At 63.2% G+C, this 14,984-nt stretch carries 14 protein-coding genes; 5 read left to right on the top strand and 9 right to left on the bottom strand.

The features are described from left to right. Positions 1–7 precede the first annotated feature (7 nt). The 4 genes from ACIOVD_RS13835 to ACIOVD_RS13820 form a co-directional block, all read right to left on the bottom strand. On the bottom strand, positions 8–868 hold the full coding sequence (locus ACIOVD_RS13835) for an ABC transporter permease (RefSeq protein WP_401128369.1): 861 nt from the start codon (positions 866–868) through the stop codon (positions 8–10). A 10-nt stretch (positions 869–878) separates the two neighbouring features. Then, entirely contained in the window at positions 879–1,991 is a 1,113-nt protein-coding gene (locus tag ACIOVD_RS13830) for an ABC transporter substrate-binding protein (protein ID WP_095168908.1), read from the bottom strand. An 89-nt stretch (positions 1,992–2,080) separates the two neighbouring features. Further along, complete coding sequence (locus tag ACIOVD_RS13825; RefSeq protein WP_095168907.1) at positions 2,081–3,172, bottom strand: ABC transporter ATP-binding protein; 1,092 nt, start codon at positions 3,170–3,172, stop codon at positions 2,081–2,083. Between the two features lie 186 nt (positions 3,173–3,358). After that, positions 3,359–4,264, bottom strand: a complete 906-nt coding sequence (locus tag ACIOVD_RS13820) for a LysR substrate-binding domain-containing protein (RefSeq protein ID WP_095168906.1) — start codon at positions 4,262–4,264, stop codon at positions 3,359–3,361. 185 nt (positions 4,265–4,449) lie between these two features. Between ACIOVD_RS13820 and ACIOVD_RS13815 the strand changes: the two genes are divergently transcribed. From ACIOVD_RS13815 to ACIOVD_RS13805, 3 genes are read left to right on the top strand one after another with little or no spacing between them, the layout of a single operon-like run. After that, complete coding sequence (locus ACIOVD_RS13815; protein WP_159997859.1) at positions 4,450–6,198, top strand: amidohydrolase; 1,749 nt, start codon at positions 4,450–4,452, stop codon at positions 6,196–6,198. Then, complete coding sequence (locus tag ACIOVD_RS13810; protein WP_401128365.1) at positions 6,195–7,124, top strand: CobW family GTP-binding protein; 930 nt, start codon at positions 6,195–6,197, stop codon at positions 7,122–7,124. Before ACIOVD_RS13815 ends, ACIOVD_RS13810 begins: the two co-directional genes overlap by 4 nt. Beyond that, positions 7,124–7,879: a class II aldolase/adducin family protein gene (locus tag ACIOVD_RS13805; protein ID WP_159998916.1), complete on the top strand. Its 756-nt coding sequence runs from the start codon at positions 7,124–7,126 to the stop codon at positions 7,877–7,879. The genes ACIOVD_RS13810 and ACIOVD_RS13805 overlap by 1 nt, the downstream gene beginning before the upstream one ends. A gap of 555 nt (positions 7,880–8,434) precedes the next feature. Here the strand turns inward: ACIOVD_RS13805 and ACIOVD_RS13800 are convergent. Both ACIOVD_RS13800 and ACIOVD_RS13795 read right to left on the bottom strand, forming a co-directional pair. Next, positions 8,435–9,955 carry an ATP-binding protein gene (locus ACIOVD_RS13800; RefSeq protein ID WP_401128362.1) on the bottom strand — a complete coding sequence of 507 codons (1,521 nt, stop codon included), beginning with the start codon at positions 9,953–9,955 and terminating at the stop codon, positions 8,435–8,437. Continuing rightward, positions 9,952–10,668, bottom strand: coding sequence for a response regulator transcription factor (locus ACIOVD_RS13795; protein WP_401128359.1), 717 nt, complete (start codon positions 10,666–10,668; stop codon positions 9,952–9,954). Before ACIOVD_RS13795 ends, ACIOVD_RS13800 begins: the two co-directional genes overlap by 4 nt. 146 nt (positions 10,669–10,814) lie before the next feature. Here ACIOVD_RS13795 and msrB point away from each other — a divergent pair, with 146 nt between their 5' ends. Both msrB and msrA read left to right on the top strand, forming a co-directional pair. Next, positions 10,815–11,324: a peptide-methionine (R)-S-oxide reductase MsrB gene (msrB, locus tag ACIOVD_RS13790; protein WP_320332977.1), complete on the top strand. Its 510-nt coding sequence runs from the start codon at positions 10,815–10,817 to the stop codon at positions 11,322–11,324. A gap of 69 nt (positions 11,325–11,393) precedes the next feature. Continuing rightward, on the top strand, positions 11,394–12,101 hold the full coding sequence (gene msrA, locus ACIOVD_RS13785) for a peptide-methionine (S)-S-oxide reductase MsrA (RefSeq protein WP_401128355.1): 708 nt from the start codon (positions 11,394–11,396) through the stop codon (positions 12,099–12,101). 6 nt (positions 12,102–12,107) lie between these two features. On the opposite strand, the gene ACIOVD_RS13780 is transcribed toward msrA, so the two are convergent. From ACIOVD_RS13780 to ACIOVD_RS13770, 3 genes are all read right to left on the bottom strand, one after another. Continuing rightward, on the bottom strand, positions 12,108–13,121 hold the full coding sequence (locus tag ACIOVD_RS13780; protein WP_401128352.1) for a diguanylate cyclase domain-containing protein: 1,014 nt from the start codon (positions 13,119–13,121) through the stop codon (positions 12,108–12,110). 142 nt (positions 13,122–13,263) lie between these two features. Beyond that, positions 13,264–14,001, bottom strand: coding sequence for a DUF3307 domain-containing protein (locus tag ACIOVD_RS13775; RefSeq protein WP_095168898.1), 738 nt, complete (start codon positions 13,999–14,001; stop codon positions 13,264–13,266). After that, the gene (locus ACIOVD_RS13770) at positions 13,994–14,611 is read right to left on the bottom strand and encodes a hypothetical protein (RefSeq protein WP_401128349.1); all 618 of its coding nucleotides are present in this window, start codon (positions 14,609–14,611) and stop codon (positions 13,994–13,996) included. The genes ACIOVD_RS13775 and ACIOVD_RS13770 overlap by 8 nt, the downstream gene beginning before the upstream one ends. Between the last annotated feature and the right edge of the window lie 373 nt (positions 14,612–14,984).

Below are 14,984 nucleotides of genomic sequence, written 5' to 3'. Positions count from 1 at the left end.
GATAACCTCAGCCTACCAGGCGGTTCACACGGGTCATTTTCAGCAGGACCCAGATCAATGCGCTGACCAACAACAGCAGCACCACGCTCAAGGCAGCTCCCAGGCCCCAGTTACTGGTCTGGAACATTTGCAGGAACACGTACTCGGCGATCATCACCGTCTGCCCGCCACCCAGCAGTACCGGGGTAATGAAGAAGCCCAGGCAGAACACGAAGACCATGATGAGGGCACCCAGCACTCCCGGTAGGGTCTGGGGCAGCAACACTTGCCAGAAGGTGCGCAGTGGCCCGGCGCCCAGGCCGCGGGAGGCCATGAGGATGCGCTGGTCCAGCTGGCGCATGCTCGACAGCAGCGGGAACACCGCATACGGAATCATCACGTGGAGCATGCCGATCACCACCCCGATTTCGTTGCGGCTCAGTTGCAGCGGTTGATCGATCAGGCCCATACCCATCAGCCCATTGTTGAGCACTCCGTTGCTGCGCAGGGCGATCAACCAGCCAAACGCCCGCACCAGCACCGAGATCCAAAACGGGATGAAGATGCAGATCTCCACCACCCGCTGCCAGAACGGCGGGCTGAACACCCAGCAGTAAGCCAGCAGGTAACCGATCACCAGGGCCAGGACGCTGACGGTCAGGCACAGGCGCAGGGTGCGCCAGAGCATGTCGTGGATGGCCGGGTCGGTGGCGATGCGTTCGTACTGGTCCAGGCCCGGTGTCGGCAACGAGAAACTCCAGCCGACCACGCCGATAAACGGCAGCACGTAGAAGATCAGCAGCAACACTGGCAGGGGGAACAGCAGCAAGCTGCGTTCCAGCGCCGGCGAACTGAACCGCGGCTTGGGTTTGCTCAGGGTCAAGGTCATGGTCAATGGCTCACTTGGACAGCCGCGTGAGGTACTGCTCCAGGGCGTTGGAGTAGTTATCGGCGTACCACTGGGCGTTGAGCGCGATCTGTTTTTTCAGGTTCTCTTCTGACGCGCAGTTGGCTTGCAGTTGTTCGGCCGACATCAGCTTCTCGGTCGCGCTGTTGGACGGCCCGTTACCCAGCAGTTCGAAGAGCTTGAGCTGGCCTTGCGGTTGCAGGGCATGCTGGATGAACTGCATCGCCGGCTGGCTGCCCGCCGGGTTGCCCGACAGCACGGCCCAACTGCTGGAGTTGATGAAGCCGTTGTCGAAGCTCCAGCGCACGCGGCCTTCGGTGTCTTCGCTGAGCAGCTTGGCGCGGGTGTGCCAGATAGCGCCCACCGAGACTTCGCCATCGACCATCAGTTGCTGGCTTTCGGCGCCCGAACTCCAGAACGACAGCACGTGGGGCTTGATCTCGTCGATCTTGTTCAGCGCGCGCACCACGTCCAGCGGGTAGAGCTGATCGGCCGGTACGCCGTCGGCCAGCAGCGCCGCTTCGAGCATGCCGTTCATCCACTTATAGAGGGTGCGTTTGCCAGGGAATTTCTTCACGTCCCAGAAATCGGCCCAGGTTTTCGGCCCGTTATCGCCGAACTTCTCGCTGTCCCAGGCCATCACGTAGCTGAACTGGTAGCTGGCGATCCCGTGGTCGGAGGCCAGTACCGGCGCCACCTGGTCACGCTTGATCACGTTGTAGTCCAGCGGCTGCAGGATCTTTTCCTTGCCCAGGACGATTGCGCTGTAGCTCTCGACGTCGACTACGTCCCAGCTGGGCTGACCGCTGGCCAGTTGCGAGCGGATCGCGCCCTCGGTGGGGCCGGCGCCGTCGATGCGCACCTGGATTCCGGTGTTCTTGGTGAAGGTGTCGGTCCAGGCCGAGCGGAAGGCGGTCAGTGCGTCGCCGCCCCAGTTGACCACCACCAGCGGCTTGTCGGCCGACCAACTGATACCGCTGCGCAGCGCCAGGGGCACTGCCGCCAACAGGCCCATGGCCTGGATGAAGGTGCGTCGGTTGATCTGCCCGCCACGGGCCTTTTCGATAAGCACTTCAATACAGTCGCGTTGATGATCCTGGCTCATGGGCAAGTCCTCAGATGGCGGGTGTCCGTTGGGACAAGGGCCTATTGTTGTCGTTAGGAGAGAGCTTTGTGACGCACGTAATTCAGGGGTCAGGCTTGCAGCAGGAAGCTTTGCTGGACCGGCCAGCTCAGCCACACCGGGGCGCCGCTGGGCATCAGGGCTCCCGGATGATTACCGGGAACCGAGAGGTTGATCGGCAGGGCGTCGCCCCCGACCGTCAGCGACAGGTGAGTGCTGGAACCCTGGTAGACCTTGTCGGTGAGTTGCGCCGGGATCACGTTGTAGCCGTCGCGGTTCGGGCGTTCGCTGTGCAGGTCCATGTGTTCGGGACGCACCGCCAGCACGCTCGGCTGTTTGCTCAGGGGCGCGGGGGCCTGGGCGTGCAGCAGGTTGTCGCCACAGCGGCCGCTGGCGGTCGGGCCGTTGCGGGTCAGGTCCAGCAGCGGGAACAGGTTCATCTTGCCAAGGAACTCGGCGACAAACCGGCTCTCGGGGCGGTTGTAGATGTTTTCCGGAGTGTCGACCTGAGTCAGCTTGCCGTGGTTGAAAATCGCGATGCGCGATGACAGCGCCAGGGCTTCGTTCTGGTCGTGGGTGACGAACACGAAGCTGGTGCCGACCTGGCGGTGGATGCGTTGCAGTTCGGTCTGCAGCTGTTCGCGCAGGTTCTTGTCGAGTGCCGACAGGGGCTCGTCGAGCAGCAGCAGGTCCGGTTCGAACACCAGCGCCCGGGCAATCGCCACGCGCTGTTGCTGGCCGCCGGACATTTCGGCGGGCTTCTTGTGCATGTGTGCGCCGAGACCGACCACCTCGAGAATGTGTTTGACCCGACGCTGGCGTTCTTCGGCGGCGACTTTGCGGATGCGCAGCGGGTAGGCCACGTTGTCCGCCACCGTCATGTGCGGGAACAGCGCATACCCCTGGAACACCATGCCGTAGTTACGTTTTTCCGCCGAGCGCTTGATGATGTCGACGCCCTGTTCCATCAATTTTCCGGACGTCGGGCTGAGGAAGCCCGCGAGGATCATCAGCAAGGTGGTCTTGCCCGAACCGGAAGGTCCCAGCAACGTCAGGAACTCGCCTTGGCGAACGTCCAGGTCGACGTTATCCAGCGCTGCGAAGCGACCGTAATACTGGCTGATACCTTGTGCGCTGAGCTGAATCGCTGAACCGCTGGACACGATGGAGTTCCTCTTTTTATTGCCCATAAGACGTACGAGGACGGATGCAAATCCGAAATGGGCTTTGGGTTTATTATTGTTAAAAGTATCGCTACATCAATGGAATTATTTTGTGGGTATTGGTTAGTAAAATTACTCAATTACCCGATGACTCCGCCCTATGAAAGAGCGGAGTTTGCCGCCACGTCAGAGGGTGTCTTGCCAGGTCTGGTGCGAGGACTGCAACTGAGTCTTGACCCAACTGCTAAAGGCCTGGACCACCCGCCGCTCGGCTTTTTGCGGGTCGGTTGCCAGGTAGTAGCCGCGGTGCAGGTCGATGGTGATGTCGAATGGGCGCACCAACAGTCCCTTGGACAGCGCGTCGCCGCTGATCAGGTTGTCGCCGATGGCGATGCCCTGGCCGGCAATGCACGCCGACTGCGCGCAGTGGGCGTCGGAGAACAGGATTCCGCTCATGGCATTGACACCCGAGGCACCGGCGGCGGTCAGCCAGACGCGCCAGTCCGAGTAGTCGGTCATGTGCAGCAGCGGGTAGGCGCTGAGTTCCTGCGGGTTCTTCAGGCCGCTCAAGGCGTTGATCAGGCGCGGGCTGCACACCGGGAAAAAGCGTAGCGCGACGATTTCCTCGACGTGCATTTCTGGCCAGTCGCCAATGCCGTAGGCGATAAACAGGTCGACGTTGGTGTTGTGGGTGTCGTCCGGCGACTTGGGGGAGATCAGCTGCAACTGCACCTGCGGGTACTGGCGCAGGAACGCGCCAATGTGGTGGCACAGCCAGTAAGTGGCGAACCCCGGCGCGCAGCTGACACACAGCCGTCCCGAGACTTCCTGGTCGTCAACCGGCTGGCCGGCGTCGAGCAGGTTCAACAAAATCCCATGCACTTCGCGGGCATAACGCTCGCCCTGGTAGGTCAGGCCGATCCCGCGGCCGATGCGCTCGGTCAGGGCAAACCCCACGCACTCTTCCAGCTTGCTGATCTGGTGGCTGATGGCGCTGCGGGTCAGGTTCAGTTCGCGGGCGGCGACCGACACGCTGCCCAGCCGGGCCACCGCATCCAGAGCCCGCAGGGCTGTCATCGAAGGAAAGCGCATAAAGAATCCTGTCTTTAAGGGAGCTGAGTGTTGAATCGTATGGTGACGTAAATCGAACGATTAAGCCAAAAAAAATCGATTGTTGTATTGGTTGATTCAACAATACTAGTGCCATTCGTCAGGGTCACCGAAGCCAAACGTGCGCGGAAGACCCTTCACCCGCACTGAACTCGAAGGTGGCTTGCATGGCTGAGTCCGACAACTTTTCCTCTACCCATTCTGCGCAAGGGACCTATGCCGACCTGATCCTTGGCAACGGTCGCATCTATACCCAGAACCCTGCGCAGCCCTGGGCTGAGGCCGTGGCCATTCGCGGCGGCAAGTTGGTGGGGGTTGCCAGCCTGGCCGAGCTGCAAGGGTTCAAGGGCCCGAACACCCTGGTGCATGACCTGCAGGGCGCCTTCTGCATGCCGGGCCTGCACGACATGCACACCCACCCTGACCTGGCCCTGGCCCCGCGCTACAGCGACGACCTGGATGTCGGCATCGAAGACCCGACCCCGGAACAGTTGCGCGCGAGCATCCTGGCCTATGCCGAGGCCCACCCCGGCGACGGTTGGATCTACGGGCAGTACTGGGTGCGTTACACCTTCCGCGAAGCCGGCCTGACCCCGGGCCGGGCGTGGCTCGACAGCGTCATGCCGGACCGCCCGGTGGCCCTGCTCGATCGCATGTGGGGCACCATGATGGTCAACTCCAAGGCCCTGGAACTGGCGGGCATCGACCGCCACACCGCCGACCCGCGCAATGGCTACCTGGAGCGCGACGAGCTGAGTGGCGAACCCAACGGCCTGATGATCGACGGTGCCTATGCGATGATCCACGCCGCCATGCCGCCGACCCCGGTCAGCGTGCTGCGCCGCGCCTACCGTGATGGGGTGCATTTCCAGAGCTCGCGTGGCGTCACCGCGAGCAAATACGTACACGTCTGCGAGCAACGCCTGCAGGCGCTGAAAGAGCTGGACGACAGCGGCGAACTGACGGTGCGCATTGAAGCCGCCATCAGTTGGCAGGACGACATCTTCCCGGTGCGTCGCCGCTGGGAGCTGCTCAGTGGTGAGCGTCACTACTACCGCAGCGCGCGCCTGAGCGCCAACGCGGTGAAATTCCACTTCGACGGCACCGTGGAGCCGAAGTCCTCGTACCTGCTGACCCCCTGGCCAGAAGAGTCGAGCTGGCGCGGCAAGCTCAACCTGACCCCCGAGCACATCACCGACATGGTGGTGGACATGGACAGCCGCGGCATCCGCGTCATCGCCCACTGCACCGGTGACGGCGCTTCCGATGTGTTCCTCGATGCCGTCGCCGAGGCCCGGCGGCGCAACGGCTTCAGCGGTGTGCGCCACCAGTGCGCCCACAGCACCTTGCTGCACCCTGGCAACCTGCCGCGCTTCAAGGAACTCAACGTGATCGCCGAATTCTCCCCGGCGGCCTGGTACCCGACGCCATTCGCCAGCGGCGCACGTTCGGGCTACGGCCAGGAGCGGCTCAAGCGCATCTACGATTTCAAGGGCGTGCTCGAAGCCGGCGGCACTGCGGTGATGGGCACCGACTGGCCGGTGGCGTCCATCGACCCGTGGCTGGCGCTGGAAACCATGGTCACCCGGCAAAACCCGTGGAACGACGATCCGTCCTGCTTCGGCGATCCGATCAGCCTCGAGCAGGCGCTGAACGTGATCACCCTCAACGGTGCCGTGGCCATGGGCCTGGAGCAGTCGACCGGCAGCCTGGAAGTCGGCAAATCGGCGGACTTGATCGTCATCGATCGCGACCTGTTTGCCCAGCCGGCGCGCAATTACATTCACCAGACCCAGGTGCTGTTGACCTTCGTCGACGGGCAACTGGTCTATGACCGCAACGGCGCACTGGCCGACGCCGGCCTCAAGGCCGTGTGGACAGGTGAACCACCGGTGCTGGAGGGCAAGGCCCAATGAACCCTCAGCGCATCGCGGTAACCGTGGTCTCGGGGTTTCTCGGGGCCGGCAAGACCACCTTGCTCAACCGCATGGTGCGCCGCGCCGAAGGCAGTCGGTTGGCGGTGATCGTCAATGATTTTGGTGAGCTGAACATCGATGCGGCGATCGTTTCCGAGGTCACCGATGCGGTGTACAGCCTGCAGAACGGCTGCATCTGCTGCACGGTGCAGGAAGACCTGCTGGCGCAGTTGAGCAGCCTTGCGCAATTGCAGCCACGGCTGGAGCGCATCGTCATCGAGTGCAGCGGGGTATCCGATCCACAGCGCATCGTGCAGACCCTGGCCTACCCGCAACTGCGCAGCCAGATGCAACTGGACATGGTGATCACCGTGGTCGATGCCACCGGTCATCTGCAGCTCGACGGCGAGTACGCCCGCCTGGCCCGGGCGCAAGTGGCGGCGGCCGACCTGCTGCTGTTGAACAAGACCGACCTGGTGGACGCCGTCCAACTGCAAGCCTTGCGTAACGCACTGGGCCTGCGGACCCGGATCCACGAAAGCGTCCAGGCGCAGCTGCCCGACGCGCTGTGGCTGGATTCGGACCTGGACCTGCAGACGCGCGCGCTCAAACCCTTGACCCTGGTTGCCAGTGACGACCACGGTGAAATGTTCAGCAGCTTTCTCTGGCAGAGCCCAACGCCCTTGAACGTCGAGCGCCTGCGCGGCTGGTTGCAGGCGTTGCCCCGCGATGTGTTTCGGGTCAAGGGCCTGGTGCTGCTGGATCAGGGCACCAAGGCGCACTGGCTGCAACACGTCGGCACCCGTAGCCAGTTCCTTGCCGCCACCGACGAGGCCCAGGCCACGGGCTCGCGCCTGGTGTTCATCGGCCGCCGCGGCTTCAGCGGCTGGGACGCGCTGGTCGAGGGCTTGGAGCAGTGCCAGTGATCAACCCGACCGAACAGCAATTGCGTGAGGAGTTGGCGGCCTGCTACCGCTTGATCGCGCACTTTCGCATGACCGACCTGATCTTCACTCACATCTCGGTGCGCCTGCCGGGGCCTGAACATCATTTCCTGATCAACCCTTATGGGTTGATGTTCGACGAAATCAGCGCCTCGAACCTGGTCAAGATCGGGCTCGACGGACGTGCGGTGGAGGACAGTCCCTACCCGGTCAATCCGGCCGGCTTCGTGATCCACAGCGCCCTGCACGCGGCCCGCGAGGACGCCCAGTGCGTGCTGCACACCCACACCCGGGCCGGCTGCGCGGTGGCGGCGCTGGCCTGCGGCTTGTTGCCGGTGAATCAGATGTCCATGGAGTTCTATGGCCGTGTTGCCTATCACGATTACGAAGGCATCGCCCTGGACCTGGCCGAGCAAGCGCGGCTGGTGGCGGACATGGGCGACAAGCCCGTGCTGATGCTGCGCAACCACGGTCTGTTGACTGTCGGCAGCAGCGTGGCCCAGGCGTTCCTGCGCATGTACTACCTGGAAAAGGCCTGCGACATTCAGTTGGCCGCCCAAGCCTGCGGTGACCTGGTGCTGCCTCCGACAGCGGTCTGCGAACACACCGAACGCCAGTTCAACCAGCCGCAGCGCCCCTTGGCCGCAGGCGAACTGAGTGATCCGGACGCCCTGGACCTGGCCTGGAAAGCCCTGCTGCGCCTGCTCGACCGAGTGGCGCCCGGCTACCGCGACTGACTGCAGGTATCTGTGGGCACCACAAAACCATCGTGGGAGCGGGCTTGCCCGCGATGAGGCCGCCACATTCAATATCCATGGCGCCTGACACACCGCCATCGCGAGCAAGCTCGCTCCCACAGGTTTTAGGGTATGTATGCAGAGTCTGTGGGCACCAAAAATCCATTGTGGGAGCGGGCTTGCCCGCGATGAGGCCGCCACATTCAATATCCATGGCGCCTGACACATCACCATCGCGAGCAAGCTCGCTCCCACAGGGTTGGTGGCGTGTATGCGGGATCTGTGGGCACCACAAATCCATTGTGGGAGCGGGCTTGCCCGCGATGAGGCCGGCTCATTCAATATCCATGGCGCCTGACACACCACCATCGCGAGCAAGCTCGCTCCCACAGGGTTTGTGGTGTGTATGCGGGATCTGTGGGCACCACAAATCCATTGTGGGAGCGGGCTTGCCCGCGATGAGGCCGGCACATTCAGTATCCATGGCGCCTGACATACCGCCATCGCGAGCAAGCTCGCTCCTACAGGGCTGGCGATGCAGTCGCCTCTGGTCCGTCAGGCTTGTCCCGGTGTATTGAGGTTCATCGAGCGCACTGCCAGGGCCGTGGCCGTTGCTTCGTCCACCGCCAGGGAGAAGCACAGGGTCGCGCCCTGGCCCGGGACATCCAGCAGTCGTACCTGGCGCCCATGCAGTTCGAGGATCCGCTGCACAATCCGCAAGCCCAAGCCACCATCGCGCCGTGCGCCGCCAATGTTGAACGGACGCAGGAACAACCCTTCGCGCAGTTCGGCGGCGATCCCCGGGCCGCTGTCGCTGACGGTGATTTCGACGAATTTGCCCTGAGGCTCCAGGCGGATCTCGACCACCCCGCCGACTGGGGTATAGCGCAGGGCGTTGTCGAACAGGTTGGTCAGCACCCGTTCGATCAACCCGAGGTCGGCGCACACCCCCGACACGCTCGGCGCAAAACTGGCCTTGAGTTGCACATGCCGGGCCTCGGCGTTCAGCTCGAATTTCTGGAAAATGTCCTGCACCAGGTCGGTCAGGGAAAAACGCTCCAGCACCGGCTGGACAAAACCGTGCTCCAGGCGCACCAGTTCCAGCAGCGATTGCGCCAAGCCACCGACCTTGCGGCTCTGGTCCAGGGCGATGCCCAGGTAACGCCGGCGTTCGTCCGGGGTCAGGCTGGCGTCCTTGAGCGACAGGGTTTCCAGGTAGCCATGCAACGAAGCCAAAGGCGTGCGCAGGTCGTGGGAAATGTTCGCCACCAGCTCACGGCGCTCCTGGTCCTGGCGGGTCAGGGAGCGCCATTGTTCGCCCAGGCGGTTCTGCATCTGCCGGAACGCGGCAGCGAGTACGGCAATTTCGTCCTGGCTGGTGGGCGGCTCCACAGGGGCGGGGGCGGGCGCCGTGGTGGGGATGCCGTCGATGTCGAAGCCCTTCACGTTGTCGGTCAGGCGCCGCAGGGGCCGGGTGATCAGGGTGAACGCAGTCAGGCCGGCAATCAGGCACAGCAACGCCACCAGGCCAATCGACCATAGCGCCGTGTTCAGCGCCGCACTGGTGGCGCCGCGCGCGGCCAAGCGATCACGTTCTTCGCTGAGCAGCACCACATACAAATAACCGGCCTGCTGGCCGTTGACCTTGAGCGGCGCGGCGCTGAATACCTTGCGCCCGTCGAGGCTGCGCGGGTCGTCGCCGAGAATCGGCAGGGTCTCGTCGTTGAGCAAGCGTCGCAATGGCGCCAGGTCAACCTGTTCGCGGCGCAGATGGCCCTCGGGCGCGGCATCGCCGATCACCCGGCCCTGGTTGTCCAGCAGGTACACCTCGACACTCGGGTTGACCAGCATCAGTTGGCTGAACAGGCCACGTAGGGCTTCGGGTTTCAGGCCGTTGGCATCCATCAACTGAGTGTCGCGGGCGATGTGCTGCGCCAGGTCGCGGGACAAGCCTTGCACCACCTCCAGCTCGTGCATCTGGTTGGCGCGCACCTGCATCCACACCGAGCTGCCACTGCAGATCAGCAGGAGCAAGGCGAACACCAGCGACAGGCGTTGGCTCAGGGTCAGCCTCATGTCGGCTCCTGCGCGCTGGCGAATTTATAGCCGCGGCCCCAGACCGTGAGAATGCGCACCGGCTGCGCCGGATCGGCCTCGATCTTGGCGCGCAGGCGGTTGATGTGGGTATTGACCGTGTGTTCGTAGCCTTCGTGGCTGTAGCCCCATACCGCATTGAGCAGGTCCATGCGCGAGAACACTTTGCCCGGTTGGCGGGCAAAGAAATACAGCAGGTCGAACTCGCGTGGCGTCAGGTCCAGGCGTTTGCCGTGCAGTGTCACTTCGCGGGTGATCGGGTCGATGAATAGGCTGTCGCTGCTGAGGCTGCCGGCGTCCATCTTCAGATTGCGCGCCATGGCATCGACCCGGCGTAGCAGGGCCTTGACCCGGGCCACCAGTTCGAGCATGGAAAACGGCTTGGCCAGGTAGTCGTCGGCACCCAGTTCCAGGCCGAGGATGCGGTGCATTTCGCTGGAGCGTGCACTGGTGATGATGATCGGCGTGTAGCGCGCCATGGCGCGGGCGCGGCGGCAGATTTCCAGGCCGTCGACACCGGGCAGCATCAGGTCGAGGACCAGCGCGTCCCAGTTGCCCTGTTCGAGCAGGCGCAAGCCCTGGTTGCCATCGGCGCTGTGCACCACCTCGAAGTGTTCGTCGCGCAGGTGCAGGCAGATCAGGTCGGCGATGTGGCTGTCGTCCTCGACCACCAGGACACGTTTAGGCTGGTCCATAAAGCTCCGATCCGGTTGCGTAGTGCGGCCATTGTGCGGCTTTTCCCGACGCTCAGTTATCACGAATTGTTTAACTGTGCGTGAGGATTTGGCGATCACCTCAAGCCTAGGCTGTGTTCCAGAAAACACAGTGAAGGAGAGGAACCATGTACTCACGGCGACAGTTTCTTCTGGCCGGCGGCGGGCTGGGTGTTGCGGCGCTGGTGGCCGGGGTCTTGACCCGGCGGGTGGCGCCCCCGGCGTTGATCGGTGCGGCGCAGGCGGCCGAGACTTTCGAAGTCAGCCACAGCGAGGCCCAATGGCGCGCCCTGCTGAGCCCCGAGCAGTACCACATCCTGCGGGAGGAGGGCACCGAACGCGCCTACAGCAGTGCACTGAACGACGAGCATCGGGACGGCACCTTTGCCTGCGCCGGCTGCGAGCTGGCGCTGTTTACCTCAAGCCGCAAGTTCGACAGCCACACCGGCTGGCCCAGTTTCTGGGCGCCGCTGCCCAACGCCGTGGCCTCCCGCCAGGACCGCAGTTTCGGCGTGTTGCGCGAAGAGGTGCATTGCCGGCGTTGTGGTGGGCACCTGGGCCATGTGTTCGACGACGGCCCAGCACCGACCGGACTGCGTTACTGCATGAACGGCCTGGCCATGACCTTTGCCGCCTGACCCCGGGCTTTTACCTCGGTCAGTGGCCGCACCGCCAGCCGCAAAATTTCCCCATCAGGAGTACCTACCATGAATCGCCGATTGACCTGGCGTCACACCTTGTTCGGCCTGGCGCTTGCCGGCGTGGTCGGGCAGTGCCTGGGCTTTTCCCTGGGCGCGAGCGAAGAAGCAGTCGTCCTGGCAGCGCCAGTGGTCGACGAAATGCCGAACACTGCGAGCGAAATCGCGGTGTTCGCCGGTGGTTGTTTCTGGGGCGTGCAGGGGGTGTTCCAGCACGTCAAAGGGGTGACCAGTGCGGTGTCCGGCTACGCCGGGGGCTCGGCCGAAACAGCCCGCTACGAACGTGTCGGCGAGGGCGATACCGGCCACGCCGAAGCGGTACGAGTGACCTTCGACCCGGCCCAGGTCAGCTACGGCAGCTTGCTGCAGATCTATTTTTCGGTGGCCCATAACCCCACTGAGCTCAACCGCCAGGGGCCGGACCGTGGCACCCAGTATCGTTCGGCACTGTTCGTGGAGGATGCCCGGCAACAAAAGGTCGCCCAGGCCTACATCGCCCAGCTGGACGCGGCCCATGCCTTCAGCGCACCGATTGTGACCAGCATCGAGCGCGACAGCGGTTTTTACCCGGCGGAGGATTACCATCAGGACTTTCTGACCGAGCACCCCAACCACCCCTACATTGTGATCAACGACCTGCCGAAAGTGGCGCAGCTCAAACAGCTGTACCCGCAGCGGTATTCGGCGCAACCGGTGTTGGTGAAGGCCGGGAACTAGCCCGGCTCATCCGGAGATCACATTTTTGCCGACGATCTTCGAGCGGTACAACGCCTGGTCGGCGCGGGCCAGCAGGCCGGTCTTCTGTTCGTCGGCGAAGCGCTCGACCACGCCAAAGCTCATGGTCACCTGGTAGTCGCCCACGGGGGCCAGGCTTTCCAGTTCAAACCGAATGGTTTCGGCCAGGACCTGGGCGGTGGTAACGGGGGTATTGGGCATCAGCATGATGAACTCGTCGCCGCCCCAGCGGGCCAGCAAGTCGCCTTCGCGCACGCAGCGCTTGATGGTTTCCACCACGTGCACCAACGCTGCATCACCCAGGGCATGGCCGTAATGGTCATTGATGACTTTGAAATCATCGATGTCCATGGCGATCAGCGACAGCGGCTGGCGAAACCGCTCGGCGCGTTCGCATTCCAGGGGCAGGGCGGTTTCCAGGCGGTAGCGGTTGGCGATGCCGGTGAGGCTGTCGCTCTCCGCCAGCTTGCGGTTCTCCTGCAACTGCACCTGCAACTGTTGATTGACTCGCGACAGCTCGCGGGTGCGTTCGTCGATGATCGCTTCCAGGGACTTGTTGCGTTGCTCCAGTTGCTCCACCAGGCGCTGCTTGTCTTCAATGCTGCGATGGGCGCCGATCATCCGCGCGACCGAGCCATCGGCGTTGCGCGCGACTACATAGCCGTGGTCTTCGATCCGGGTGTAGGAGCCGTCCTGCATGCGGCAGCGGTATTGCGCCAGGTAACGCGGCGAGCGCTGCTGTAGATGGTCATCGAACAGTTGCATTACCCGCGGGAAATCTTCCGGGTGGATCAGGTTTTCCCAGGTCAGCACACTGTTTTCCAGGCCGTGGGGGGCGTAGCCAAGCATTGCGTACCAGCCACGGTTGCGGTAGACGAAGCCGGTGTTGGCGTTCCAGTCCCAGATGCCATCGCTGGTCAGGTCGAGAATCGCCTGCTGCATGTCTTCATTGAGGTCCACCGGATGGACCTGTAATGGCTCGAATTCAGACGCATCCCCCATGATCGCTCTCCCTGCTGTGCTAATGCCGAAGTGGCCCCTGCGCCGCTGAGACTAGCCCAAGGTACAGTGCCGCTCCAGTGCCGGAAGTCGCCGCGCAGGTGTAGCCTTCTGAGGCTACATCTCGAAAAGTAGCCTCAGGAGGCTACAGTGCCAGGATCCGCGTCACTGCCAGCCCGATGGCGATACTCATGGTGAAACTCAACAAGGTGCCAAGCAGCACGTATTCGCTCAGTGAGCGGACCTTGGCCCCCTGGATTTCATTGAAGCGCAGGATGCTTTTGGCGGTGATCAGGAAACCCACGGCCTCCCATTGCTGCAACAGGACGAAGGTCAGGATCAACACCCGCTCCAGATTGCCAATCAGCGCACCGGCATTGGCCAGTGAGCCGAGCTTGTCGATTTCCCTGATCCACGGGGCGAGGGCGGCCCCGATCAAGCTGGAAGTGGGGCGCAACACCAGCAGGTAGGCCAGGGCGATCAACAGGTTTGGCGGGCTCACCAGTCCCCTCAACCAGGCGTGCCAGGGCAGCGCGGCACCCTCGATCACGGCCCAGACCCCGAGGATCGCCAGCACGCATAGTCCCTGCTCCAGGATAAAACGGCGCACCGGATGGGGCGCGGGCCGCGGTAGTAATCCATGCAGCGCCGCTCGCGCCACGGCCAGCGACAGCGCGATCAGTGCAGCCCAGGGGAGCGGGTTGGCAGTCAGCGCCAGCGCGCTAAAGTAGCCCAGCCCGGCGACCGCGACATAGCCCGTCAGCGCCCGCGCTCGGTGTAAGCCGGTGGCAGCATCGCTGAACCAGCGTTTCCACGGCAGGGAGAAGTCGGCCAGCACATGGATCAGTAGCAGTATCAGCAACAGGGTGCTCGGCTCAGCCATGTTGCAACTCCTCGATCCACTGGTGGGTGCGTTCCAGGTAACGATCGAGCAATCGTGCCTGGGCCCGTTGCAACGCCTTGTTGACCGTGACCCGGGATTTGCCCAGGTAGTGGGCGGTACTCGATTGATCGCCCTGGCTGGTCAGGTGTACGCCGTAGGTCTGGGCCTCCACCTGGGTCCATTGCTCGATGATGGCGCCGACAAACTCGGTTACCAGTTCTGTGCGCTCGAGAAACTGCCCGTCGCTGCTGAAAACCCCCAGGGTCGATTTTTTCATGCTGTCCAGGCCTTGCCCGGAAAGCACAAAGACTTCGCCGTAGCCTTGGTCTGCTTGCGCCGTTCCGAGGCCGATGGCGACCCGGGCGTCCCAACGCTCGCCTTTGGGACTGGCGGCAATCAGCCCGGCCCGCAAGGCCAGCGCACAGTCGAAGGCCAGCGCCGGTTGCCCGAGCACCAGTTGAAAGCCATCGCCACGGAAGGTTTCAGCGCTGGCGCCGTAGCGCTCGCTCAAGGTCGCCAGCACTGCTGCAAGCCCCTCGATGTACGCCAGGGTGTCGTGGGAGTGCTGGGAATGAATCAGATCGCCGGTCAGGACTGCCTTGATCGTCATGCAGGTGCCTAGAGGAAAGACGTAGTGCTTAAAAGTAGCCTCTAAAGGCTACATTTGCAAAAGTAGCCTTTGGAGGCTAATCCATAATGTGATTCGACTACGCGGCTGTCGTAGGAGCAAGGCTTGCCCGCGTGGCGGCCTCTGGGGTGTTGGATTAGGGGGAGTACATATCCATTTTTGCGATAACGGCTGATTTGGGTTCCGCCTGACGGCGGCTCACTTTTGAACAGCGCAAAAGTAAGCAAAACGCTTTTACCCCACCACTCGGTGCCTCGCTGAGGCTCGGCATGCCCGTACTCCGACATTGATTTGGGGGGCCGCCGCAATGGGCCCTCCCTGGCCCAGTGCGGCTAAACCGGCGTCCTGCCGGTTT

Source organism: Pseudomonas sp. NPDC087626 (assembly GCF_044743405.1).
Taxonomy (GTDB): Bacteria; Pseudomonadota; Gammaproteobacteria; order Pseudomonadales; family Pseudomonadaceae; genus Aquipseudomonas.
The sequence above is the reverse complement of the archived record's forward strand: the minus strand, read 5'-3'. Positions and strand labels throughout refer to the sequence as shown.